Raw genomic sequence first — 23,545 nt, 5'->3', positions numbered from 1 at the left:
ATGGCCTTGGATGTAGAGACCCGCGATCAACTGCTGGAGGCCGTGCGCCGCTTTGCGACGGAGCGGTTGCGTCCGCTCGAGGCCCAAGTGGCCGAGGACGACGCCATCCCCGAAGCCGTCGTTCAGGAGATGCGGGACCTGGGTCTGTTCGGCCTCTCGATCCCGGAGGCCTACGGCGGCCTGGAACTGTCGATGGAGGACGAGTGCCGGGTGGTGATGGAGCTGGGGCGCGCCAGCCCGGCCTTCCGCTCGGTGATCGGGACCAATGTTGGGATCGGCAGCCAGGGGCTGGTCATGGCGGGGACCGAGGCCCAGAAGCAGACGTGGCTGCCCCGGATCGCCAGCGGTGAGATCGTCACCTCCTTCGCCCTGACCGAGCCCGAGGCCGGGTCCGACAGCGCGGCGGTGCGCACGCGGGCGATCCGTGACGGCGACCACTACGTGCTGAGCGGGGCTAAGCGCTACATCACCAACGCCGACCAAGCCTCGCTGTTCACGGTGATGGCCCGCACCGATCCGAACCAACCGGGCGCTCGGGGTGTGTCCGCCTTCCTGGTGCCGCTGGATAGTCCGGGCCTGTCGATCGGCAAGCCCGAGCGGAAGATGGGCCAGCAGGGCGCCCATGTCTGCGACGTGATCTTCGAGGACGTGCGCGTGCCGGTGGAGAACCGGCTGGGCGCCGAGGGCGAGGGGTTCAGGCTCGCCATGCAGGTGCTTGACCGGGGGCGGCTGCACATCTCGGGTTTCTGCGTCGGGGTGGCCCAGCGGCTGATCGAGGATGCGGTGGCCTACGCCAATGAGCGGCGCCAGTTCGGCCAGCCAATCGCCAGCTTCCAACTGGTCCAGGCGATGATCGCCGACTCCAAGACCGAGGCCCTGGCCGCCCGCGCCCTGGTGCTGGAGACCGCCCGCCAGCGGGATCGCGGGGAGGCCACGACCCTGGAGGCCGCCGCCGCCAAGCTGTTCGCCTCCGAGATGGTCGGCCGCGTCGCCGACCGAGCGGTGCAGATCTTCGGCGGCGCGGGCTATATCGCCGAGTATGGGATCGAGCGCCTGTATCGCGATGTCCGCCTGTTTCGCATCTACGAGGGCTCCTCGGAGATTCAGCGGCTGGTCATCGCCCGCGAAACCCTGAAGCGGGGCGGCTGAGATGGCCAAGCCTGTTCCCGAGCGCCTCGAACTCGCCAGCTATTTCCTGACTTTCGAGACAGCCCCGCGTTTCGGCGACCTGGACCCGCTGCGCCACCTGAACAACGCGGCGCTGGTTCGCATCTACGAGGATGCGCGGGTGCGGTTCCTCGATGGTTCCGGCGTCCGCGAGGCCTGGGAGCCGCATTGCCGCTTCGTGGTGGCCGAGATGGCGATCCAGTACCTGGCCGAGGGAGGCTATCCCGATCCGCTCTCGGTGGGGTCGGGCGTGCTGCGGATCGGGCGAAGCTCATTCACCCTCGCCCAGGGCCTGTTCCAGAACGGCCGCTGCATCGGGGTGGGCGACACGACTCTGGTCTATGTCGACACCGCCGCCGAAGCGCCGCGCGCCCTGCCCGCAACGGCCCGCGCGCGCCTGCACGCCACCACCATGCGCGTCGGCTTCATCCAGCCTGCCGCCCGATCCCCCGACGCCCGAACCTCTGAAACGGATTTCGAAAATGCGTGAAGCCGTCATCGTCTCCACCGCCCGCACGCCGATCGGCAAGGCGTATCGAGGAGCGTTCAACGACACCCAGGCCCAGACGCTTGCCGCCCGCGCCATCGAGGCGGCGGTGGCGCGTTCGGGCGTCGATCCGGGCGAGATCGACGACGTGGTGCTGGGCTGCGCGGTGCAGCAGGGGAGCCAGGGCGCCAACGTCGCGCGCCAGAGCCTGCTGCGCGCCGGCCTTCCGGTGACCGTGGCCGGCCAGAGCGTGGATCGCCAGTGCGCCTCGGGCCTGATGGCCGTCTCCATCGCGGCCAAGCAGATCGTCGTCGACGGCATGACGGTGGCGATTGGCGGCGGGGTGGAGTCGATCTCGCTGGCCCAGAACGAGCACGCCAACCGCTATCGCGTGCGCGATCCCTGGCTCGTGGAGCACCTGCCGCAGACCTACATGACCATGATCGAGACGGCCGAGATCGTCAGCGAGCGCTACGGCGTCAACCGCGAGGCCCAGGACGCCTACGCGCTCCAATCCCAGCAACGGACCGCCAAGGGCCAGGCCGAGGGTATCTACGCCGACGAGATCGTACCCGTGACCACCATCATGAAGGTGGCGGACAAGGCGACCGGGGAGGTCTCCGACCGCCAGATCATCATCGACAAGGACGAGGGCAATCGTCCCGACACCACCCTGGAAGGGCTCGCCAAGCTGGCGCCGGTGTTCAAGGACGGCCAGCGGATCGAGCGGGGCCGTTTCATCACCGCCGGCAACGCCTCCCAGCTTTCCGACGGCGCCGCGGCCCTGGTGTTGATGGAGGCGAAGGAAGCGGAGCGGCGTGGGCTGCAACCGCTGGGCGCCTATCGCGGGATCGCGGTGGCGGGTTGCGATCCGGACGAGATGGGGATCGGGCCGGTGTTCGCCGTGCCCAAGCTGTTGAAGACCCACGGCCTGGGCGTGGACGACATCGATGTGTGGCAGCTCAACGAGGCTTTCGCGGTCCAGGTGATCTACTGCCGCGACCGCCTGGGCATTCCCGACGCCAAGTTGAACGCGACCGGCGGCGCCATCTCCGTCGGCCATCCCTACGGTATGAGCGGCGCGCGCATGGTCGGCCACGCCCTGCTGCAGGGCCGGCGCGAGAAGGCGAAGTGGGCGGTGGTCACCATGTGCGTGGGCGGCGGCATGGGGGCGGCGGGATTGTTTGAGATCTTCTGATGCGGTGTCGCTCAGCTCGGCGAGAACACGCCGAGCATCAGCGGTTTCACGAACAGGTCGGCCGCGTTTTCGGTGTTGGCGGCCGGCGCCCAACGGGAAAGCTCGGCGCCCGCATTGATCATCCCGGTGACCAGTTGGGCGGCGATTTCGGGGTCGACCGGTCGGATCGAGCCGTCGGCGATCCCGTCGGCGATCAGGCCGCCGGTCTTTTCCGAAAGCCGGGCGAATTCCGCCAGCAGGTCCGGCCGCTGGGTCTCCACCGCCGCCGACAGGGCCGACAGCCGCAGCAGCGGGCCATGCTCGGAAAGCTGGTAGCGCACCAGGGCTGCCGACAGGGCGCAAAGCCGATCCCATCCGTCCGGCAGGGTGGCCACCGCCGCACGATGCGCTCGGCGCATCACCTCGAAGGTGTGTCCGAAGCAGGCGGAGACCAGATCGTCCTTGGTCTCGTTGTGGTGGTAGAACGAGCCCTTGGTGACGTTCAGCTTGGCCGAGATGCGGTCGACCGAGGCGCCGCGATAGCCATGTTCGTTCACCAGCTCGGTCGCCGCCCGCAGGAAGGCCTCGCGCGACACCTCCCCGGCGTCCTGGGTGTTGAGCGGTCCGAGCTCCAGCCGTGTCGGCGACCATGCGCGTCCGGAACCGGCCAGGCCGTGGATCAGGATGTCCGCCGCCCGCGCTGCCGCGCGCCCATAGTCCTCCGTCTCGTAGCGCTCCACCCAGCCCTTGCTGCGGATCGCCGCCGAGAAGATCACGTGCGCCCGGGCGTTCTGCTCGTCGCGGGAAAACGTCGGGCCGGCCGGATCGCGCAGCAGCTCGCGGAAGCGGCGGAACAGGGTGATGAAGGCGTCCATGGTGGGCTTGGCCTGTGGCCCGGTCAGCGCCCGCAGGTCCCAGAAGTTGATCATCGCCGGGATCCGCCCCTCGGCCACGTCCGCCAGCTTGGCGAAATAGAGCTCCAGGAAGCGGGTCAGCCGGGCCGGCGCGGACCCGGCGGGTTCCGCTTCCGTCACCAGGGCGTCCATGACATCGATGGCGCGCAGCAGGCAGGCGGCCGCCAGGTCCTCCTTCTTGCGGTAGTAGTAGGTGACGCTGGCGGTGGTCAGCCCCACGGCCTGGGCCACCTCCGCGATCGTGGTTCCGCCAAGCCCGCGCGCATTGAACAGCTTGGCCGCAGCTTCCAGCACGGCTTCCTGCTTGCGCTCGTAGCGCGAGGTCTGGCTGGGGACGGCAGCGGTCATAGTCTGGCGGACCTAACGTTCTTTGTATTTTCCATCAACGCAACATGGCCGGAAGCGACGTCGCAGGCTTGATTCGAACGTATCGTATGTTGCACTATCCTTTTCAATCAAGGATATCGGTCTACAATTAGGATTTCCACGATGCAAATTGGGTCGGAGTTGGCGAGCATGACGATTGTGGACGATGTGGCGGTCGTCACCCTGAATTCGCCCCCGGTGAATGCGATGTCGACGGCGGTTCGCCAAGGCATGGTCGACGCGCTCAAAGCCGCCGAAGCCGATCCCGCGGTGAAGGCCATCGTCCTGATCGGCGCCGGCCGGGTCTTCTCGGGCGGTGCGGATATCACCGAATTCGGCAAGCCTCCGATGTCGCCTACCCTGCAGGACGTGCTCGACACGGTCGAAGCCTCCGCCAAGCCCGTGATCGCCGCGGTGCATGGCGTCGCGTTCGGCGGCGGCTTGGAGCTGTCGCTGACCTGCACCCATCGGGTGGCGGCGCCCGACGCCAAGCTCGGCCTGCCCGAGGTGAAGCTGGGCTTGCTGCCGGGCGCGGGCGGCACCCAGAGGCTGCCGCGTGTGGTCGGGCCCGAGCGCGCCCTGGAGATGATCGTGTCCGGCGATCCGGTGAGCGCCAAGACCGCGCTCCAGACCGGCCTGGTCGACGAGATCGTCGAGGGGGAGCTCAAGGCGGCCGCGGTGGCGTTCGCCAAGCGGATCGTGGCCGAGGGCCGCCCTCTGGTGCGTACGCGAGATCGCGAGGACAAGATCGCTCCCGCCCGCGCCGACCTGGCCCTGTTCGACCGCTTTAAGGCCGCCAATGCGCGCCGCTTCCGGGGCTTCATCGCCCCGGCCAAGTGCCTGGAGGCGGTGAAGGCCGCCGTCGAACTGCCCTTCGACGACGGTATCGCGCTGGAGCGCAAGCTGTTCATGGAACTGCTCCGGGGCGAGCAGTCCGCGGCCCAGCGCTACGCCTTCTTTGCTGAGCGGCTGGCGGGCAAGGTTTCGGACGTGCCCGATTCCATCCAGCCCCTGCCGATCCGTAAGGTGGGCGTGATCGGCGCAGGCACCATGGGCGGCGGCATCGCCATGAACTTCCTCAACGCGGGCATCCCGGTGGTGATGGTCGAGGCCAAGGCCGAGGCGCTGGAGCGCGGCCGGGCGACCATCCGGCGCAACTACGACAACACCGCCAAGAAGGGCCGGCTCAGACCAGAAGACGTCGAGACCCGCATGGGCCTGCTCGACCCCAGCCTGGAGTTCGAGAAGCTGGCGGACTGCGACCTGGTGATCGAGGCGGTGTTCGAACTGATGTCGGTGAAGAAGGAGGTCTTCTCCCGGCTCGACCAGATCGCCAGGCCCGGCGCGATCCTCGCCAGCAACACCTCGTATCTGGACATCGACGAGATCGCGGCGATGACCTCGCGGCCCGAGAGCGTGATCGGCCTGCACTTCTTCTCGCCGGCCAACGTCATGCGGTTGCTTGAGGTCGTGCGCGGCCACAAGACTGACAAGGCGGTGGTCGCCACGGCCATGGCGCTGGCCAAGAAGATCGGCAAGGTCGCGGTGCTGGTCGGCGTCTGCCACGGCTTCGTCGGCAACCGCATGCTGTCGGCCCGCCAGCGCGAGGCCAGCAAGCTGATCCTCGAAGGCGCCATGCCCTGGGATGTGGACCGGGTGATGACCGACTTCGGCCTGCCGATGGGACCCTTCGCCATGGCCGACCTGGCGGGACTGGACCTGGGCTGGACCAAGGAACGCTCCACCAGCAGCAACGTGCGCGAAATCCTGTGCGAGAAGGGTCGCTACGGCCAGAAGACCGGTGGCGGCTTCTACGACTACGACGCCGACCGCAGAGCCACGCCCTCGCCGGTGGCCGAGCAGGCGATCCGTGCGTTCGCCGCCAAGTCCGGCGTGCCCCAGCGCGATATTTCCGACCAGGAGATCCTGGAGCGGCTGGTCTATCCGATGATCAACGAGGGGGCGAAGATCCTCGACGAAGGGATCGCCCAACGCGCCTCCGACATCGATGTGGTGTGGATCAACGGCTATGGCTGGCCGGTCTATCGTGGCGGCCCGATGTTCTATGCCGATAGCCTGGGCGCCAAGGCGGTGCTCGAGCGCCTGCGCGCCTATCAGGTCGAGGGCGGCGACGACTTCAAGCCCGCGCCCCTGCTGGAACGCCTCGCTGCGGAGGGCAAGCGCTTCCAGGACCTCTGACCTCAACGAAACAAGGCGAGGCCGCGCCGATGTAGCGCGGCCCGTTCCTCGGGTGGAAACGATCATGAGTCAGGCGACGCTTTTCTCGACTTCCCCGCACGGCGCGGCGGCGCCGCCTTGGCCGGCGATGAGCCTGGCCCAGGCGCACGCCCTGCTGACCGCCCCCGGTGCGACCTTCGAGATGGAGACGCTGGAGATCGACGGCCTCACGGTGCGCGCGTGGAAGAATGGGCCGAAGTCGCTGGTGGAGGTGTTCTACGCCGCCCATGCTTTCGGCGAGCGCATCTTCATCGTCCACGAAGACGAGCGGATCAGCTTCGACGGCTTCGCGCGCGCGGCCATGGCCTTCGCCAAGGACCTGATCGCGCGCGGCGTGCAGCCGGGGGATCGGGTGGCGCTGGCGATGCGCAACCTGCCGGAATGGCCGGTGGCCTTCTACGGCGCCGCCCTGGCCGGGGCGATCGCCACGCCGCTGAACGCCTGGTGGTCGGAGAGCGAGCTGATCTACGGGTTGAAGGACTCCGGCGCGACGGCGGCGGTGTTCGACGCCCAGCGTTACGTGCGTGTCCGCGACCGCCTGTCCGAGTGCGCGGACCTGCGCCAGGTCTATCTGTGCCGCCAGACCCCCGAGACCGTGATCGGACAGGGCGTGGTGGAACTGGAGCGCCTGATCGGCCGACCCCAGGACTGGGCGGCGTTGCCGGCGGTCGGCGAGCCACCGCGAACGGTTCAGCCCGAAGACGCCGCGACGCTGTTCTACACCTCCGGCACGACGGCCGAGCCCAAGGGCGCCCTGGCCTCGCACCGGGCCGCGACCACTGCGATCCTGGCCACCCTGCTGTCCCAGGCCAGGAGCTTCCTGCGGCGGGGCGAAACGCCGCCCGAGCCCGATCCCGACGCCCACAGATGCTATCTGGTCGGCATCCCCCTGTTCCACGTCACTGGCTGCTTCTCGCTGCTGAACCTCGCCATGGCGATGGGCGTGCGGTTGGTGCTGATGCGCAAGTTCGAGCCCGAGGCCGCAATGGCCTTGATCGAGCGCGAGAAGGCCACCTCCATCGGCGGCGTCCCGGCCATCCCGTGGCAACTGCTGGAGCACCCGGCGCGTGCCAAATACGACCTGTCGAGCGTGGAGACGGTGAGCTACGGCGGCGCGCCGGCGGCGCCGGAACTGGTGCGGCGGATGACCGACGCCTGGCCGCAGTCGCAGAGCGGTACCGGCTGGGGCATGACCGAGACCTGCGCCACCTTCACCCATCATATGGGCGAGGATTACGTCCACCGTCCCGACAGTTGCGGTCCGGCGACGCCCGTGGGTGAGATGAAGGTGGTGGACGCCGAGGGGCGCACCCTGCCGCCCGGCGGGATCGGCGAGCTGTGGGTCTTCGGCCCGCATGTGGTGCGGGGCTATTGGAACAAGCCCGCGGCCAACGCCAAGTCCTTCCAGGACGGGTGGCTGAAGACCGGCGACCTGGCGCGGCTGGACGAGGAGGGCTTCTGCTACATCGTCGACCGCATCAAGGACGTGATCATCCGAGGCGGTGAGAACATCTATTCGGTGGAGGTCGAGGACGTCCTCTACACCCACCCGGCGGTGATGGACGCGGCCCTGGTTCCCATACCTCATCACATACTTGGCGAAGAGCCTGGGGCGGTAGTGACCCTTAAGCCGGGCGCCGAGGCCGACGAGGCCTGCCTGCGAGACCATGTCCGCGCCCAGCTCGCCAGCTTCAAGGTTCCGGTGCGCGTGGTGATCCGGCGCGAGCCGTTGCCCCGCAACGCCAATGGCAAAATCATGAAATCCGAGCTGAAGCGCCTGTTCACGGCGCCCACCTCAACATCCGACGAGCGCCCCCGATGAACCTGGATTTCTCTCCCGAAGACCTGGCCTTCCGCGACGAGGTGCGTCGCTTCATCGAGGAGAACTACCCCGCCGCCGTGCGTTCCAAGCAGGAGAGCGGCGAGGAGCTGGGGCGGGAGGACTTTCTCGCATGGCACCGCATCCTGGGCGCGCGCGGCTGGTCCGCGCCGGCCTGGCCCGTGGAATACGGCGGCCCCGGCTGGAGCTCGATCCAGAAGTTCATCTTCGCCGAGGAGTTGGCGCGCGCCGGTACGGTCCCCATCCTGCCGTTCGGGATCAACATGGTGGCCCCGGTGATCCAGGCGTTCGGCACGCCCGAGCAGAAGCAGCGCTTCCTGCCGCCGACGCTGGCGGGCGAGATCTGGTGGTGCCAGGGCTATTCCGAGCCGGGCGCCGGATCGGACCTCGCCGGCCTGTCGACCCGTGCGGTGCGCGACGGCGACCACTACGTGGTCAACGGCCAGAAGACCTGGACCACCCTGGCCCAGTTCGCCGACTGGGGCTTTTTCCTGGTGCGCACCGATCCCGCCGCCAAGAAGCAGGAAGGCATCAGCTTCCTGCTGATCGACATGAAGTCGCCCGGCGTCACGGTGCGCCCGATCATCACCCTGGACGGCGCCCACGAGGTCAACGAGGTGTGGCTGGAGGACGTCCGGGTCCCGGTGGAGAACCGCGTGTTCGAGGAGAACAAGGGCTGGACCTGCGCCAAGTTCCTGCTCGCCCATGAACGCACCGGCATCGCCGGTGTGGCCCGCTCCAAGCGCGCCCTGGAGCGGTTGCGCGCGACCGCCGCGACCGAAGCCGGCGACGATGGCCAGCCCCTCGACCAGGACCCCTTCTTCCGCCGCAAGATGACCGAGCTCGAGATCGAGCTGATGGCGCTGGAATATACCGAGCTGCGCACCCTGGCCCGCGAGGCCCAGGGCAAGGGGCCGGGACCGGAATCCTCCCTGCTCAAGATCGAGGGCAGCGTGATCCAGCAGCGCCTGGCCGAACTGGCGCTGGAGGCGGCCGGCCGCTACGGCGCGCCCCACCTCAAGGATGATCCGCCGGGCGAGAACGCCCCGCCGATCGGACCCAAGTCCGCGCGCGGCGCCGCCGACGTCTACTTCAACATGCGCAAGACCTCGATCTACGGCGGCTCCAACGAGATCCAGCGCAACATCATCGCCAAGGCGGTGCTCGGCCTGTGAGGTCGGTACGCCCCAATAGTTTCGTATCCCAAGACCTTTAAGCGGGGATCGCGTCCATGGACTTCAGCTTCAGCGAAGAGCAGCGCCTGCTCCGCGATTCCTTGGCGAGCTTCCTCGCCGACACCTACAGCTTCGAGGCGCGCCGCAAGGCCATCGCCACCGAGGCCGGCTGGCGGCCCGAGATTTGGCGCGCCCTGGCCCAGGACCTGGGCGTGCTCGGCGCCGCCTTGCCCGAGGAGCTGGGCGGTCTGGGTGGAGGGCCGGTGGACAATCTCGTCGTCATGCAGGCGCTGGGTCAGGCCCTGGTGGTGGAGCCCTATCTGGAGACCGTGGTCATCGGGGCGGGTCTGCTCAAGCGCATCGACAGCCCGGCGGCCAAGGCGGCGGTGGAGCAGATCATCGCCGGCGAGCTGATCACCACCCTGGCCTGGGGCGAGCCGACCAGCCGCTACGATCCGGCCGACGTCTCCACCACTGCGCGCCGCGACGGAGCGGGCTGGCGGCTGGATGGGCGCAAGGCCGTGGTGTCGGCCGCGCCGTGGGCGTCCAAGTTGCTGGTCACGGCCCGCACGTCCGGCGCCCGCCGGGAGGGGCAGGGGATATCGCTGTTCCTGGTCGGCAAGGATGCGCCCGGCGTGACCTTGCGTGACTACCCCACGGTGGACGGCCGGCGCGCCGCTGAGATCACCCTGGACGGGGTGATGCTGGGCGCGGACGCTCTTCTCGGCCAGGAGGGCCAAGCCCTGCCGGGGATCGAGGCGACGCTGGACGAGGCGCGCGCGGCCCTATGCGCCGAGGCGCTGGGAGTGATGGGCGAGATGGTCCGCCAGACGGTGGACTACGCCAAGCAACGCCGCCAGTTCGGCCACGCCATCGCCGACTTCCAGGTGCTGCAGCACCGGATGGTCGACATGTTCATCCGCCAGGAACAGTCGGTGTCGATGACCTACATGGCCACCCTGAAACTCGACCTGCCGCCGCTGGAGCGGGCGAGGGCGGTGTCGGCGGCCAAGGCCCATGTCGGGCGCGCCTGCACGGCGGTCGGGCAGGCGGCGGTGCAGGTCCACGGCGGCATCGGCCTGACCGAGGAGCTGGCGCTCAGCCACTACTTCAAGCGCGCGGCGATGATTGAGCAGGCGCTGGGCTCGTCGGACTTCCATCTGCGCCGGTACGAGATGCTGGATCGATCCGGGGAGTTGGAAGCTGTGGGGTGAGCCCGCCTACGGTTTTGAACGTCCAGTTTGCGTTGCGCTATGCTTAGCTATCTCCCGAAAGCGGACTGAAATGTCGGCAGCTACGGGTGGGAAGCTGACCGTGCGAACATGACCGCGCCGTTTATGCAGCGGCGCGGTCCGGGTCTAACTTCCTACTCGTTTTCGCTAGGATTGTACCTGTGGGTCTTCGTTCCCTCGTGCCCTCCGCTTGGAAATACCGAGCAGAAGCAGTTGCAAGCGGTCAGCCAATGTTTCTTCCCGTCCCCATCGATCATGTAAGAGGCGTGCCACTTCGTCTTCGCGCTGTTGGTGAACTCTGCGCTATTGCGGTCAACGAAGCGCACCACATTCGCTACGTTCTCGAAATCAGTTTTCTCCAGCAGCGCGGCACTGGATGTCGGCGCACATGCTGAAACGGAGGCACTGTAGTTCAGGCACGGCCCGAGCAGATTCGATGTTCCCGTACTTCTAAGTGCCGCTCCAATTCGCGCAAGAGCCGCTTGGAGCGCGTCAGGTGGTATGTCTTCATTGACAAGAGATCGTTGGGAGTACTCGACGGGGACAAAACGTCCCGCCACTTCACGCCAGCTGTTTGGGACAGCGTCTGCAACCTCCCCGCACTTCAATCTCCGCGTACTTAGGCAAAAACCTTCATCATCAATTTCCGCTGTCTCGACCATCAACTCATCGCAATCAGTATCGTTGTGCTTATGAAGCAAACGAATTCCCAGTTGCTCTTCTAGTCCCATGGCAGCAATTATGCTAAGGAGCCGATCAACCACGCGATCTCCCTGGATGCGTTTGTACTCCCTACTAGCCGCCGCAATAGGCAGCAGTTCATTGTATGACTCAGCAGGTACGTATTCGCCCGGAATCATGGTGCGTCTCCGAAAGCTGCATCTCCGCGTCGAGCGCGGCAACCTAGCTGACTTGCGCGTACAGATTGAGTCAAGATCACATGATCGCCCGAGCGTCCCTCAGTGGCGCTCTGCCCCCGCGCGCCTTTCATCTCCGCGCAGAAAGACCGCTTTGGGTCGACATTTGTCGTTCGTCCCAACGCTGAGAGCGGACCCCGATCGAGCGGCGGTACAGGACGGTGACCCGACGTTTCGCCTACTCTTGACGTAGGCGCCGACCTGGACTGCAGGCTAGTTCACTTCACCTGCGTCAGGGCGAGGCGGCCGGCGACATAGTCTTCCGCCTTGCGGCTGCGCGTGCGGGCGACCGGGGGCAACTGGTCGAGCACGGCGGCGACGAACGCCCGCTCCTGCTGCGCGTCGGTGAAGAAGCGGCGGGGAACGAAGTAGATTTGCGCGGCGACGTAGACGAACCAATAGTTCTTCTCGGTGGTGATCTCGCTCACGAACGGCCAGTGCAGGATGGTCGTGGCGGTTTCGGCCTCGATGCGGAAGCCTTCGTCGCTGATGCGGACCATGAGTTGGACGTTGTGCGGCGTGCCGCGCGCGTACCATCGCTTCAGGCTGACCTGGCGTATCAGTCGCCGCGTTGCGAAGGCGGCGGCGAGCAGGACGACGACGTAGACCGAGACCGGAGCGAAGGTCCATTCCGCGGCCGAAGGCGGAAGGTAGATCATGACGAGGATGGTCGCCGCGCCCAGGACCAGGATCGCCACGATCAGCAAAGGTCTGGCGAAGCGCCAGGGCCCAAGGATCAGCCGGCTCGCCACCTTGCCCATAGACAGGCCTTCGAAGAACGGGCTCTCCCCGCCGACCTCCGCCGTCTGCGTCATGGTGTTTGACCCTGCAAAGCCTTGGTGGAGGCGAACCTAGCCGCCGACGGCCCGGAGGTCACCCGCCGACGACAGGCGTCAGGTCCTTGCGCAGGTCCCGCGCGGCCAATGCGTAGTGGACCGCCGCCCATAGATAGATCGCCGTGCAGACCACGATGGCCCAGCGTACCCCATAGGCCGAGGCACCATGGCAGGCCGCATTCAGCGCCGCCGGTGCGCTCGCCGCCGCTTTGCCGCCGGGGCAAAGGGCGGTGAAGGCCCCGACGGCCCCGGCGTGGGCGGTGAAGTGGTGGGCGGCGAACAGGTCGCTGGCGACCCCGACCAGGGTCGGACCGAAGCCGAGGCCGATGAAGTTGATCATCAGGAACAACAGTGCCGTCGCCGTCGCGCGCATCCGCGGGCTGACCATGTTGTGCATGACCCCGAAGCTGGGGCCGAGATAGCTGTACTGGAAGATCGGCGGGAAGATCAGGATGAACACCGCCAGCGGCCAGCTCGGGGCCAGATAGCCCGCGACATACAGTGGGGCGGCGATCACCAGCCCGATCGCGGGAACCCAGACGTACCAGCGCTGGTCGCGCCGCGCCGCCCGATCGGTCACCAGACCGCCGCCCAAGGTCCCGACCCCGGCGGCGACGCCGCTGATCAGGCCCAGCACCAGACCCGCCTGGGTCAGGTTCAGGTGGAAGGTGCGGATGAAGTAGGGGGCGGAAAAGGCGCCGATGCCGTAGCTGGCGAACGAGGTCAGGCTGGCGCCCAGCGCGACATGCAGGAACGACCGGCGGCTGCCGAGCCGCTGAAGCACGTCGCGAAAGCTTGGGACGGGTGAACCGGCGAGCTCGCCCCCTTCGGAATGACCGCGCGGCGGCTCCTTCAAGGTCAGTTGGGTGAGCAGGGCGAGCACGAGGCCGGGTATGCCCACGATCAGGAACGCCGGCCGCCAGCCGTAGCGCTGGGCGATGACGCCGCCTAGCACCGAGCCCAGCAGCACGCCGATCGGAATGCCCAGCGAATAGATCGACAGCGCCGTGGCCCGGCTGCGCGGCGGGAAGTAGTCGGCGATCAGCGAATGCGCCGGCGGGCTGGCCCCGGCCTCCCCGACGCCCACCCCCACGCGGAAGGCGAACAACGACAGGTAGTTGTTGGCCAAGCCACACAGGGCCGTCATCGCCGACCAGACCACCAGGGAGGCGGTGATGATGGTCTTGCGGCTGCGGCTTTCGGCCAGTCGCGCGATGGGAACGCCCAGTGTGGAATACAGGATGGCGAAGGCGAAACCGCCCAGCAGGCCCAACTGGCCGTCGGAAAGCTTGAGGTCCTCCTTGATCGGTTGCTGCAGCACCGAAAGGATCGTCCGGTCCACGAAGTTCGACGTGTAGACGACGAACAGCAGCGTCATCGCCCAGATCAAATAGCCACGGGAATACCGTGGCGCCGGCGGCGAGCCGAGCTCAAGGTCGATCGACATATTGCCTCCCTGCGCCGGTCTCGTTCCGTGGACCGCGCTTATCGTATGGGGGAAGCGTTTCGCGTATTGGGCGAGAAAGCAAGCGAACAAAGCTTCAAATCGACGGCGTGCTTGGGTACGAACGCTATCGGCTGTGCTGTCCGCAAAGCTACAGCTCTACGGTCGCCGCGAAGGAGTTCGCCTTGTCGTCTCGTGAGACCACGTCGCTGGATCGGCGCCGCCTGTTGCGCGGGTCCGCGCTGTTCGGAGGGCTGGGTTTGCTGGGCCTGGGCGGATGTGCGACCGCCTCCGGCGCGTCAGGTCCCGCGGCCAGGCAGGCGAACGCCGGCCCATCGCATTTCGACCCCGTACCGCCCTTGGCGCCATTGCGGGCCCATACTGATCGCCTGTTCGACCTCACCGTCTGCCTGCGGCCGTTCCGGGCGGCGGGGCCGAGACTCGACACCGAGCAGATCGGCGACACCCTGGTGGTCCACAACTACGGGCACGGTGGCAGCGGCTGGTCGCTGTCGTGGGGCTCCGGCACGATCGCGGTGCGCAAGGCCATGGCCAACAGCCCGCGCGAGGTGGCGGTGATCGGCTGTGGGGCGCTTGGCCTGACCTCGGCCATCCTGGCCCAGCGCGCCGGGGCCAAGGTGACGATCTACGCCAAGGACCTGCTGCCCCAGACCCGCTCGTCGCGGGCGACCGGCGCCTGGACGCCGGACTCGCGCATCGCCCTGACCCAGGCGGCGGGCCCGGCCTTCGGCGAGCTGTGGGAGCAGATGGCGCGGACCTCGTTCAAGACCTATCGGAGTTATCTGGGGCTTCCCGGCACGCCGGTGGAGTGGGTCGACCAGTATTCGATCTTCGATCTCTCGCAAGAACAACGCGACGCCATCGGCGACCGGCCCGATCCGCTCGGTTTCGCCAGCTATCGCTCCAGGATCCGGGACCTGACCCCGCGCGAGGAACTCTTGCCGGCCGGAAGCACGCCGTTCCAGGACCCCTACGTCTATCGTTCCGAGATGATGATCTTCAACATCGCCGACTATGGCCATACGCTGATGGCCGACTTCCTGGCGGCGGGCGGCCAGATCCGCCAGCGCGAGTTCCATGCACCGTCCGACCTGACCCAGCTTCCCGAGAAGGTGGTGATCAACTGTCCCGGCTACGGCGGGCGGGCCCTGTGGAAGGATGAGACGATCACGCCCGTGCGCGGCCAGATCGGCTGGCTGATCCCGCAGCCGGAGCTGAACTATGGGCTGTACTACAACGGCGTCAGCGTGGTGCCCCGGCGCGACGGCATCGTCGTGCAGGCGGTCCATGGTGGCGACATGAAGGGCTATGGCGACCTGAACGAAACCACCGACCGGGCCGAGTCGGAGCAGGCGGTGAGCGTCCTGGCCGACCTGTATTCGAGGTTCCGCGCGCCGCATCAGGTTTGAAGGCGGCCAGCCCTACGTGACCTGCCGCTTCTCCAGCTTCCGCGCCAGGGTGCGCCGGTGCATGCCCAGTCGCCGCGCGGTCTCGGAGATGTTGAAGCCGGTCTCGGCCAGGGTCTCGTGGATGCGTTCCCACTCCAGGGTCTTGATCGAGGTGGCGCGCTCGGTGAGCGGGGCGGTGGCGTCGCCCGCCGCCCGGCCGAACGCGGCCTCGATATCGTCGGTGTTGGAGGGCTTGGCCAGGTAGTGGCAGGCGCCCAGCTTGATCGCCTCCACCGCCGTGGCGATGCTGGCGAAGCCGGTCAGCACCACGATCAGCATGGCCGGATCGTGCGCATGCAGCGCCTGGACGCAGGCCAGGCCCGACGAGGCGGCGAGCTTCAGGTCGACCACGGCGTAGTTGGGCGAACACACCCCGAGCAGTTCGGCCACATCCTCCTGGCTCGCCGCGAGCACGACCTCATAGTCGCGACGCTCGAAGGACCGCTTCAGCGTGCGGGCGAACTTCTCGTCGTCCTCGACGATCAGCAGCAGGCGATCAGCCGGCATGGGGGCTTCCCCTGTCGAGGGCCAGGGCGGCGAGGGGCAGGGTGAGGGTGACCGCCGCTCCGCCACCGGCGCGGTTGCGCGCGGCCACCCCGCCGCCGAGCTTGCGCAGCACGTTGAACACCAGGAACAGGCCCAGACCGCCGCCCAGCCGCCCCTTGGTGGAATGGTAGGGCTTGCCGAGATTGGCCAGCATCTCGGGCGCGAAGCCCTGGCCGGCGTCGCGGACGGCGAGCACCAGGGCCTCGTCCTCGCGCGTGGCCGAGAAGCTGATCCAGCGTGGCGAGGCGTCGGCCGCGTTGTCCAGCACGTTGCAGATGACCTGCTTCAGTGCGGAGTCCGAGACGATCTGCAGGTCGTCGCCAAAGGCGTTGTCATAGGCGAACTCCGCCACCTGCCGGGTCGCGCGCCAGTCCTGCACGATGTCGTCGAGGAAGGCTTTGACGGTGGTGACGACCGGCGCCTCCCCACGCGCCTCGCCGGCCGACATCAGCACGCCGGTGACGATCGCCTTGCAGCGCTGCACCTCGGCTTCCATCTCGTCCAGCTCTTGCAGCAACTCGGCATCCGCCGCCAGCACCGGCATGCGTCGCCAGTCGTTGAGGATGACCGACAGGGTGGCCAAGGGCGTACCCAGCTCGTGCGCGGCGCCGGAGGCGAGTAGGCCCATGCGCACGATATGATCCTCCTCCGCCGCCTGCTGGCGCATGTCGGCCAGCCGCGCATCGCGCGCGCGCAGGTTGCGGCCGATGCGCACCACGAACACTACCAGCAGCGCCGCGTCGAGCACGAAACAGACCAGCGTCCCGCGAATATGCAGCTTGAACAAGTCGTGCAGATGGGGGTGGGGAAGCTCCAGCGGGCGGAAGATCACGATCAGGCCGGCGAAGCAGACGCCCGTCATCACCACCATCACCCAGGTGGACCAGGCCTCCAGGAGCACCGCGCTGAGCGTCACCTGCAGTAAATAGAGCGAGATGAACGGGTTGGTGGCCCCGCCGCTGAGATAGAGCTGTCCGGTCAGGGCCAACACATCCAGGACCAGCGCGAGAAGCAGTTCTCCGTTGCTGACGCTGGCGCGGGCCTTCAGGCGCAGCAGGCTGGCGATGTTCAGCAGCACCAGGAAGGCCAGCAGCATCGCCATCGGAACGAGCGGCAGCTCGATCCCGAACAGCCAGCGCACGCTGGCGATTGTCACCACCTGCCCGACCACGGCGATCCAGCGGAGCTGGATCAGCTGCAGCATGTTCTTACGGCCAGTCGCGTCCTCCGGCGGGGCGAGGACGGGGTCGGTTCTCAAGGCGGGCTCTCCGACGCACGGCGTTCGCGGCGCGCTTTCCACGCCAGATAGGCCGACGCGCCGGCCAGCATCAAGGCCAGCCCGTACCAGGTGATGGCGTAGACCAGATGGCTGTTCGGAAAGGCGATCACTGTCAGGCCGCCGAGGGGCCAGCCGCCGGGGTTGGGATGTGCGTCGGCGTCGATGAAGTAGGGCGCCACGTTCGGTAGGCCATGCGTCGCCGCGATGGCGCTCACGTCGCGCGAATACCAGCGGTTCCCGGCGGGGGCGTTGGCGCGCAGGAAGCCCCCCTTGGGCTCGCTCATGCGCATCAGTCCGACAACCGTCGTCTCGCCGGCGATCTCTCCGGCTGGCCGGGTGGCGGGGTCGCGTCTTTCGGGGGGAACGAAGCCCCGGTTGACCAGCACCAGGAAGCCTTGCGGGGTGCGCAGCGGCGTCAGCACCCAGAAGCCGGGGCCCTGTTCGGTGACCGCCTGAACCAGGGTCTCCTTGTCGTTGAGCAGTACGCCGCCGACGCGCACCCGCCTGTAAGCATCATGGTCGGCGCTTATCTGTGGCCAGGCCGATGGTCCTGGCGCGGGGAGCGGGACGGCGTGGACGCGTTGCTGCACGCGCGCGATCAGGTCCAGTTTCCAGACCCGCCGTTGCAGTTGCCATGTGCCGAGCGCCGCCAGCCCGGCGATGGTCGCCAGGATCAGCACCGTCAGGGCGGCGAGAGCCGCAGGAGATCGCCGTCGTGAGGCCGCCGCGATCCCGGACGTCGTGGTCACGCGGCGCGGCGCGTTTCGGTCCCGGCCGTCATGGCGCGTTGCGCATGTCGTGGGCCGACATCGGCGTCATGTTGGCGTTGAGGTGGAACATCACCCACACCGATCCGGTCAGCGCGATCGTCACCACGACCAGCGTGAAGATCAGCGCCAGCATCGACCAGCCGCCCTCCGACTTGGTGTTCATGTGCAGGAAAAAGACCATGTGCACGAAGATCTGGGCCACGGCCAAGGCCATGACCGCCAGGGTGGTGGCGACGGCGGTGGGCAGCACATGGTTCATGACCAGCCAAAACGGGATGGCGGTCAGGATCACCGACAGCACAAAGCCAGTCACATACCCGGCCAGCGAGCCGTGAGCCGCCTCCTCGCCGTGGGGCGATCCCGGCGGCGCGTGGCCGTCTTGCGTTCCCGCGCTCATCGCAGAGCTCCGATCAGGTAGACGAACGAAAAGACGCCGATCCAGACGACGTCCAGGAAGTGCCAGAACATGCTGAGGCACATCAGCCGCCGCTTGTTCTCGGGGATCAGGCCCCGCTGCTTGACCTGCACCATCAGCGTGATCAGCCAGATGATGCCGACGCTAACGTGCAGTCCATGGGTGCCGACCAGGGCGAAGAAGGACGACAGGAAGGCGCTGCGCTGCGGCCCCGCGCCCTCGTGGATCAGGTGGGCGAACTCCGACAGTTCCAGCCCGACGAAGGCCATGCCGAACAGGCCGGTGATCGCCAGCCAGACCAGGGCAGGCGTCTGCTTGCCCTTCTCCACCGCCAGCATGACGAAGCCATAGGTGATGGAGGACAGCAGCAGCATGGAGGTGTTCAGCGCCACCGTCGGCAGCTCGAACAGGTCCGCCCCGGAAGGACCGGCGGCGTAGTTGCGGCCGAGCACGGCGTAGGTCGCGAACAGGACCGCGAAGACCAGGCAGTCGCTCATCAGATAGAGCCAGAACCCGAGCAGGGTCCCGTTCTCCGGATGATGGCCGTGCTCTTCGGCGACGTAGAAACTCACCGGCTCGGAGCCGGCGGGGGCGATGTCCAGGGAGGTCGACACGGCCTTACGCCCCTTCCGTGAGCAGGCGGGTCCGCTCGGCTTCGGTCCGAACGACCTCCTCCGTCGGGATGTGGAAGTCGCGCTTGTAGTTGAAGGTGTGGGCGATGGCGAAGACGATCAGGGACACGAAGCTCACCGCCGCCAGCCACCAGACGTACCAGATCATGCCGACCGCGATGGCCACGCTGAGGCCGGCCAGGATCACGCCCGCGTCGGTGTTCTTGGGCATGTGGATCGGATGGAAGCCTTGGATGGGCCGGGTGTAGCCGCGCTTCTTCATGTCCCACCAGGCGTCATGGTCGTGGATGATGGGCGTGAAGGCGAAGTTGTAGGCGGGGGGCGGCGAAGCGGTGGACCATTCCAGCGTACGCCCGTCCCAGGGGTCGCCGGTGACGTCGCGCAGCTGTTCGCGCTTGATGAAGCTGACCACTAGCTGGACGATGAAGGAGATGATGCCGATGAAGATCAGCAGGGCCCCGAAGGCGGCGATGACGAACCAGATTTGCAGCGACGGGTCGTCGAAGTGGTTCAGCCGGCGGGTCACGCCCATCAGCCCCAGGACGTAGAGCGGCATGAAGGCGAAGTAGAAGCCCACCACCCAGAACCAGAAGGACATATGGCCCCAGAACGGGTCGAGCTTGAAGCCGAAGGCCTTGGGGAACCAGTAGGTGATGCCGGCGAACATGCCGAACAGCACCCCGCCGATGATCACGTTGTGGAAGTGGGCGACCAGGAACAGGCTGTTGTGTAGCACGAAGTCCGATGGCGGCACCGCCAGCATCACCCCGGTCATGCCGCCTATCACGAAGGTGAACATGAAGGCGAGTGTCCACATCATCGGCAGCTCGAAGCGGATGCGGCCCCGATACATGGTGAACAGCCAGTTGAAGATCTTCGCGCCCGTCGGGATCGAGATGATCATTGTGGTGATCCCGAAGAACGAGTTCACGCTGGCGCCTGAGCCCATCGTGAAGAAGTGGTGCAGCCACACCAGGTAGGCCAGGATGGTGATGACTATTGTGGCGTAGACCATCGACACGTAGCCGAACAGGCGTTTGCCGCAGAAGGTCGAGACCACCTCGGAATAGACGCCAAAGGCCGGCAGGATCAGGATGTAGACCTCCGGGTGGCCCCAGATCCAGATCAGGTTGACGTACATCATCGGGTTGCCGCCGAACCCGTTGGTGAAGAAGTTGGTGCCGACGTAGCGGTCCAGCGACAGCAGGGCCAGCACCGCGGTCAGCACCGGGAAGGCGGCCACGATCAGCACGTTGGTGCATAGCGAGGTCCAGACGAAGATCGGCATCCGCATCAGGGTCATGCCCGGCGCGCGCATCTTGATGATGGTGGCGATCAGGTTGACCCCCGACAGCAGGGTCCCGACGCCGGCCACTTGGAGCGCCCAGATGTAATAGTCCACGCCCACGTCCGGGCTGTAGGCGATGCCCGACAGCGGGGGATAGGCCAGCCAGCCGGTGCGGGCGAAGACGCCGACGAACAGCGACATCATCACCGTCACCGCGCCGCCGACCGTCATCCAGAAGCTGAAGTTGTTCAGGAAGGGAAAGGCCACGTCGCGCGCGCCGATCTGCAGCGGTACGACGAAGTTCATCAGGCCCGTGACCAGCGGCATGGCCACGAAGAAGATCATGATCACGCCGTGGGCGGTGAAGACCTGGTCGTAGTGGTGCGGCGGCAGGTAGCCCTGGTTGTGCCCGAAGGCCAGCGCCTGCTGTGCACGCATCATGATCGCGTCGGAGAAGCCGCGCAGCAGCATGACCAGGCCAAGCACGATGTACATCACCCCGATCCGCTTGTGATCGACGCTGGTGAACCACTCGGTCCACAAATATTTCCAGGCTTTCAGGTAGGTGATGGCCCCGAGCAGGGCGATCCCGATCACCGCCACCCCGATGAAGGTATAGATCAGGATCGGTTCGTGCAGGGGAAGCGCGTCCAGCGTGAAGCGGCCGAACACGAACCTCCAAAAGTCCGCATTGAAGGTCATTCGGGCTACCTGTCGTTCAAAAGGCGGGTCTGCGGGCGGGTTTGCGCAAGGCGACTCTTCAGGTCCGCCGCCCCCGGGATTTCGCAGATGGACGCCACATAGGTTCTGGCGCGTCGACCGTCTCGCCGGCGCAGGCTTTCGTAGTCGGTGGCGACCAGGTTGCGGCCGCCGGGCAGGCCGAGGCCTCCGTGGGCGTCGATGCGCATCATGTCGCTCATGCACATCTTGGAGCTGTCCACGCACTCGTTGAGGATGGCCTCGTAGAGGTCCGGCGCCACGACAGCGTAGCGATGGACCGGGTCACGCTCGCTGGGCATGGCCAGCCGCAGGTAGTCCGCGCGATTGAGCGCGCCGCCGCCGCCGGCCTTCACCGTCTGGACCCATCGCTGGAAGTCCGCGTTGCTCATGCCATGGAACTTGAAGTGCATGTCGGAGAAGCCTTCGCCGCTGTAGTTGGCGGAGAAGCCCTCGTATTCGCCGGGCTTGTTGATCACGGCGTGCAGCTTGGTCTCCATGGCCGGCATGGCGTAGATTTGGCCGGCCAGCGCCGGGATGTAGAAGGAGTTCATCACCGAGGACGCGGTGATCTTGAAGGCGATCGGCGTATCCACCGGCGCCGCCAGTTCATTCACCGTGGCGATCCCGAGGTCCGGGTAGATGAACAGCCATTTCCAATCGAGCGCGACCACCTCCACCGTCAGCGGCTTGATCCCCTGGGGGACGGCCTGGGTCGGCGAAATCCGCGCGATCGGCCGGTAGGGGTCCAGCACGTGGGTGCTGATCCAGGTCAGCGCGCCGAGCGCCACGATGATCGCCAACGGCGCGGACCAGATCGCCACCTCGAGCTGGGTGGAGTGATGCCATTCGGGATCGTAGGTCGCCGCGGTGTTGGACTGCCGGTAGCGCCAGGCGAACAGGGCGATCAGCAGCATGACTGGAACGATGATCAGCAGCATCAGCAGGGTCGATGCGATGATCAGATCGCGCTGCTGCACCGCCACGTCGCCGGACGGGTGCATGGTGACCATGTTGCAGCCGGCCAGGAGGCCGAACACGGGGAGCAGGAGGATGGGTCGCGAGCGTCTCAAATGCATACCGGTCTGCTGACGATGGTGCAGTGCAGCGACGTGCAATTATCAAAGCCGGCGCGCCGACTGGATTGGACCGTTTGTCCAAGGGTGCACGCCTTGGACCGTTTGTCCAATAGTGCGGCTATGCGACGGCCGTTTAGGGACTACAATGACGGTCGTGCGTCGTGGGCGCCGGCTACCATCGCCCCTGGCCGCCAAGCAGCGAGGTCGAGATCATGAGCGGCGATTTCACCCTGCCGTCCTCGTCAGGGCTGGAGCGGGACGCCAGACGCGTCTCCTCCCACCAGGACAGGGTGTCTCCAGGCGAGATCGCCATCGGCGTCGTGATCGGCCGGATGTCGGAGTTCTTCGACTTCTTCGTCTACGCGATCGCTTCGGTGCTGGTGTTTCCCCAACTGGTGTTTCCCAGCTTCGATCGGCTGACGGGTACGCTGTATTCGTTCGCCGTGTTCGCGCTCGCCTTCCTCGCCCGCCCGCTGGGGTCGGTGATCTTCATGGCGATCGACCGCCGGCACGGGCGCGGGGTCAAGCTGACCATCGCCCTGTTCCTGCTCGGCGGCTCTACCGCGGCCATGGCCTTCCTGCCGGGATTCTCCCAGCTCGGCTGGGGCTCGGTGGCGCTGCTGTGCTTCTTCCGCATCTGCCAGGGCGTGGCCCTGGGCGGCGCGTGGGACGGGTTGTCGTCCCTGCTCGCCCTGAATGCGCCGCCCGCGCGTCGCGGCTGGTACGCCATGATGCCCCAGCTCGGCGCGCCGCTCGGCCTGCTGCTGGCCAGCGCCCTGTTCGCCTTCTTCGTCATCAACCTATCCTCGGCCGACTTCTTGGAGTGGGGCTGGCGCTATCCCTTCTTCGTCGCCTTCGCGGTCAACGTGGTGGCGCTGTTCGCCCGTCTGCGGCTGGTCATGACCAACGAGTTCGCCACTCTGCTGGAGCGCCGCGAGCTGGAGCCGACCCGGGTGAGGGAGATGTTCAGGGCGGAAGGCCGCAACGTGATCATCGGCGCCTTTGCGCCCCTGGCCAGCTTCGCCCTGTTCCACATGGTCACGGTGTTCCCGCTGTCCTGGGTCTATCTGTTCACCAAGGAGGGCAGCGGCAATTTCCTGATTCTGGAGATGGCGGGCTGTGCGGTCGGGATCGTGGCGATCGCGGCCTCCGGGCTGATCGCGGACAAGATCGGGCGCAAGCGCCTGCTGGCGATCTGCGCGGGCCTGATCGCAGTGTTCAGCGTCTTCGCCCCGGTCCTGCTGGGCGCGGGCGGCGTGGGCGAGATTGTCTTCATGGTGCTGGGGTTCGCCCTGCTGGGTCTGTCGTTCGGCCAGGCCGCGGGCGCAGTGACATCCAACTTCTCCAGCCGGTATCGCTACACTGGCGCGGCCCTGACCTCCGATCTGTCCTGGCTGGTCGGCGCCGGTTTCGCGCCGCTGGTCGCCTTGGCCCTATCCAGCCATTTCGGCTTGATATCCTCGGGCGCCTATCTGCTTTCCGGCGCCGTCTGCACGGTGATCGCGCTGACCATCAACCGCAAGCTGGAGCTCCAGGACGGCTAGCCGCCGGACCTGC

At 66.9% G+C, this 23,545-nt stretch carries 20 protein-coding genes; 9 read left to right on the top strand and 11 right to left on the bottom strand.

Translation table 11 applies throughout. The annotated features are described in order from the left end of the window. The 3 genes from GSQ87_RS11475 to GSQ87_RS11465 are packed head-to-tail and all read left to right on the top strand — an operon-like array spanning position 1 to position 2,852. Positions 1–1,149 carry an acyl-CoA dehydrogenase family protein gene (locus GSQ87_RS11475; RefSeq protein ID WP_158915571.1) on the top strand — a complete coding sequence of 383 codons (1,149 nt, stop codon included), beginning with the start codon at positions 1–3 and terminating at the stop codon, positions 1,147–1,149. A 1-nt stretch (position 1,150) separates the two neighbouring features. Further along, positions 1,151–1,657 (top strand): thioesterase family protein, encoded by a 507-nt coding sequence (locus tag GSQ87_RS11470; protein WP_158915570.1) that lies wholly within the window; start codon positions 1,151–1,153, stop codon positions 1,655–1,657. Continuing rightward, on the top strand, positions 1,650–2,852 hold the full coding sequence (locus GSQ87_RS11465; protein ID WP_158915569.1) for an acetyl-CoA C-acyltransferase: 1,203 nt from the start codon (positions 1,650–1,652) through the stop codon (positions 2,850–2,852). Before GSQ87_RS11470 ends, GSQ87_RS11465 begins: the two co-directional genes overlap by 8 nt. An 11-nt stretch (positions 2,853–2,863) precedes the next feature. On the opposite strand, the gene GSQ87_RS11460 is transcribed toward GSQ87_RS11465, so the two are convergent. Continuing rightward, positions 2,864–4,093, bottom strand: a complete 1,230-nt coding sequence (locus tag GSQ87_RS11460; protein WP_158915568.1) for a TetR/AcrR family transcriptional regulator — start codon at positions 4,091–4,093, stop codon at positions 2,864–2,866. A gap of 168 nt (positions 4,094–4,261) precedes the next feature. Here GSQ87_RS11460 and GSQ87_RS11455 point away from each other — a divergent pair, with 168 nt between their 5' ends. From GSQ87_RS11455 to GSQ87_RS11440, 4 genes are all read left to right on the top strand, one after another. Then, complete coding sequence (locus GSQ87_RS11455; RefSeq protein WP_254062894.1) at positions 4,262–6,310, top strand: 3-hydroxyacyl-CoA dehydrogenase NAD-binding domain-containing protein; 2,049 nt, start codon at positions 4,262–4,264, stop codon at positions 6,308–6,310. Positions 6,311–6,374: 64 nt separating this feature from the next. Further along, on the top strand, positions 6,375–8,171 hold the full coding sequence (locus GSQ87_RS11450; protein ID WP_158915566.1) for a class I adenylate-forming enzyme family protein: 1,797 nt from the start codon (positions 6,375–6,377) through the stop codon (positions 8,169–8,171). After that, the gene (locus GSQ87_RS11445) at positions 8,168–9,364 is read left to right on the top strand and encodes an acyl-CoA dehydrogenase family protein (RefSeq protein WP_158915565.1); all 1,197 of its coding nucleotides are present in this window, start codon (positions 8,168–8,170) and stop codon (positions 9,362–9,364) included. Before GSQ87_RS11450 ends, GSQ87_RS11445 begins: the two co-directional genes overlap by 4 nt. 56 nt (positions 9,365–9,420) lie before the next feature. Next, complete coding sequence (locus GSQ87_RS11440; protein ID WP_158915564.1) at positions 9,421–10,578, top strand: acyl-CoA dehydrogenase family protein; 1,158 nt, start codon at positions 9,421–9,423, stop codon at positions 10,576–10,578. 152 nt (positions 10,579–10,730) lie between these two features. Here the strand turns inward: GSQ87_RS11440 and GSQ87_RS11435 are convergent, their stop codons facing one another. From GSQ87_RS11435 to GSQ87_RS11425, 3 genes are all read right to left on the bottom strand, one after another. Continuing rightward, complete coding sequence (locus GSQ87_RS11435) at positions 10,731–11,456, bottom strand: hypothetical protein (protein WP_158915563.1); 726 nt, start codon at positions 11,454–11,456, stop codon at positions 10,731–10,733. Between the two features lie 275 nt (positions 11,457–11,731). Next, a complete protein-coding gene (locus GSQ87_RS11430; protein ID WP_158915562.1) occupies positions 11,732–12,328 on the bottom strand; it encodes a YcxB family protein in 597 nt (198 codons plus the stop codon). Positions 12,329–12,386: 58 nt separating this feature from the next. Next, a complete protein-coding gene (locus GSQ87_RS11425) occupies positions 12,387–13,796 on the bottom strand; it encodes an MFS transporter (RefSeq protein ID WP_158915561.1) in 1,410 nt (469 codons plus the stop codon). A gap of 182 nt (positions 13,797–13,978) precedes the next feature. Between GSQ87_RS11425 and GSQ87_RS11420 the strand changes: the two genes are divergently transcribed. Further along, positions 13,979–15,223, top strand: a complete 1,245-nt coding sequence (locus tag GSQ87_RS11420; RefSeq protein WP_158915560.1) for an FAD-dependent oxidoreductase — start codon at positions 13,979–13,981, stop codon at positions 15,221–15,223. Positions 15,224–15,235: 12 nt separating this feature from the next. Here the strand turns inward: GSQ87_RS11420 and GSQ87_RS11415 are convergent, their stop codons facing one another. The 7 genes from GSQ87_RS11415 to cyoA are packed head-to-tail and all read right to left on the bottom strand — an operon-like array spanning position 15,236 to position 21,988. Then, the gene (locus GSQ87_RS11415) at positions 15,236–15,769 is read right to left on the bottom strand and encodes a response regulator transcription factor (protein ID WP_158915559.1); all 534 of its coding nucleotides are present in this window, start codon (positions 15,767–15,769) and stop codon (positions 15,236–15,238) included. Then, positions 15,759–17,066, bottom strand: coding sequence for an ATP-binding protein (locus GSQ87_RS11410; RefSeq protein WP_216839235.1), 1,308 nt, complete (start codon positions 17,064–17,066; stop codon positions 15,759–15,761). The genes GSQ87_RS11415 and GSQ87_RS11410 overlap by 11 nt, the downstream gene beginning before the upstream one ends. Beyond that, positions 17,063–17,836 carry an SURF1 family protein gene (locus GSQ87_RS11405; protein ID WP_158915558.1) on the bottom strand — a complete coding sequence of 258 codons (774 nt, stop codon included), beginning with the start codon at positions 17,834–17,836 and terminating at the stop codon, positions 17,063–17,065. Before GSQ87_RS11405 ends, GSQ87_RS11410 begins: the two co-directional genes overlap by 4 nt. 28 nt (positions 17,837–17,864) lie before the next feature. Continuing rightward, a complete protein-coding gene (cyoD, locus tag GSQ87_RS11400; RefSeq protein WP_158915557.1) occupies positions 17,865–18,254 on the bottom strand; it encodes a cytochrome o ubiquinol oxidase subunit IV in 390 nt (129 codons plus the stop codon). Further along, positions 18,251–18,844 carry a cytochrome o ubiquinol oxidase subunit III gene (gene cyoC, locus GSQ87_RS11395; protein WP_371416694.1) on the bottom strand — a complete coding sequence of 198 codons (594 nt, stop codon included), beginning with the start codon at positions 18,842–18,844 and terminating at the stop codon, positions 18,251–18,253. Before cyoC ends, cyoD begins: the two co-directional genes overlap by 4 nt. Before the next feature lie 46 nt (positions 18,845–18,890). Further along, positions 18,891–20,894, bottom strand: coding sequence for a cytochrome o ubiquinol oxidase subunit I (cyoB, locus tag GSQ87_RS11390; RefSeq protein WP_158915555.1), 2,004 nt, complete (start codon positions 20,892–20,894; stop codon positions 18,891–18,893). Positions 20,895–20,899: 5 nt separating this feature from the next. Further along, the gene (cyoA, locus tag GSQ87_RS11385; protein WP_158915554.1) at positions 20,900–21,988 is read right to left on the bottom strand and encodes a ubiquinol oxidase subunit II; all 1,089 of its coding nucleotides are present in this window, start codon (positions 21,986–21,988) and stop codon (positions 20,900–20,902) included. Positions 21,989–22,200: 212 nt separating this feature from the next. On the opposite strand from cyoA, the gene GSQ87_RS11380 reads away from it, so the two are divergent. Next, a complete protein-coding gene (locus GSQ87_RS11380) occupies positions 22,201–23,532 on the top strand; it encodes an MFS transporter (RefSeq protein WP_158915553.1) in 1,332 nt (443 codons plus the stop codon). The last annotated feature ends 13 nt before the right edge of the window (positions 23,533–23,545 follow it).

The organism is Caulobacter sp. S45, assembly GCF_009765965.1.
Lineage (GTDB): Bacteria > Pseudomonadota > Alphaproteobacteria > Caulobacterales > Caulobacteraceae > CAHJWH01.
Note: the sequence above shows the minus strand (reverse complement) of the source record. Positions and strands in the feature narration are given on the sequence as shown.

Bases quoted from the DNA above. Each gene is read 5' to 3' on its own strand.
- GSQ87_RS11465 (WP_158915569.1), top strand. From the start codon at position 1,650: ATGCGTGAAGCCGTCATCGTCTCCACCGCCCGCACGCCGATCGGCAAG.
- GSQ87_RS11425 (WP_158915561.1), bottom strand. From the start codon at position 13,796: ATGTCGATCGACCTTGAGCTCGGCTCGCCGCCGGCGCCACGGTATTCC.
- GSQ87_RS11455 (WP_254062894.1), top strand. From the start codon at position 4,262: ATGACGATTGTGGACGATGTGGCGGTCGTCACCCTGAATTCGCCCCCG.
- cyoD (WP_158915557.1), bottom strand. From the start codon at position 18,254: ATGAGCGCGGGAACGCAAGACGGCCACGCGCCGCCGGGATCGCCCCAC.
- GSQ87_RS11445 (WP_158915565.1), top strand. From the start codon at position 8,168: ATGAACCTGGATTTCTCTCCCGAAGACCTGGCCTTCCGCGACGAGGTG.
- GSQ87_RS11460 (WP_158915568.1), bottom strand. From the start codon at position 4,093: ATGACCGCTGCCGTCCCCAGCCAGACCTCGCGCTACGAGCGCAAGCAG.
- GSQ87_RS11440 (WP_158915564.1), top strand. From the start codon at position 9,421: ATGGACTTCAGCTTCAGCGAAGAGCAGCGCCTGCTCCGCGATTCCTTG.
- GSQ87_RS11475 (WP_158915571.1), top strand. From the start codon at position 1: ATGGCCTTGGATGTAGAGACCCGCGATCAACTGCTGGAGGCCGTGCGC.
- cyoA (WP_158915554.1), bottom strand. From the start codon at position 21,988: ATGCATTTGAGACGCTCGCGACCCATCCTCCTGCTCCCCGTGTTCGGC.
- GSQ87_RS11435 (WP_158915563.1), bottom strand. From the start codon at position 11,456: ATGATTCCGGGCGAATACGTACCTGCTGAGTCATACAATGAACTGCTG.
- GSQ87_RS11415 (WP_158915559.1), bottom strand. From the start codon at position 15,769: ATGCCGGCTGATCGCCTGCTGCTGATCGTCGAGGACGACGAGAAGTTC.
- cyoB (WP_158915555.1), bottom strand. From the start codon at position 20,894: ATGACCTTCAATGCGGACTTTTGGAGGTTCGTGTTCGGCCGCTTCACG.
- GSQ87_RS11380 (WP_158915553.1), top strand. From the start codon at position 22,201: ATGAGCGGCGATTTCACCCTGCCGTCCTCGTCAGGGCTGGAGCGGGAC.
- GSQ87_RS11470 (WP_158915570.1), top strand. From the start codon at position 1,151: ATGGCCAAGCCTGTTCCCGAGCGCCTCGAACTCGCCAGCTATTTCCTG.
- GSQ87_RS11430 (WP_158915562.1), bottom strand. From the start codon at position 12,328: ATGACGCAGACGGCGGAGGTCGGCGGGGAGAGCCCGTTCTTCGAAGGC.
- GSQ87_RS11450 (WP_158915566.1), top strand. From the start codon at position 6,375: ATGAGTCAGGCGACGCTTTTCTCGACTTCCCCGCACGGCGCGGCGGCG.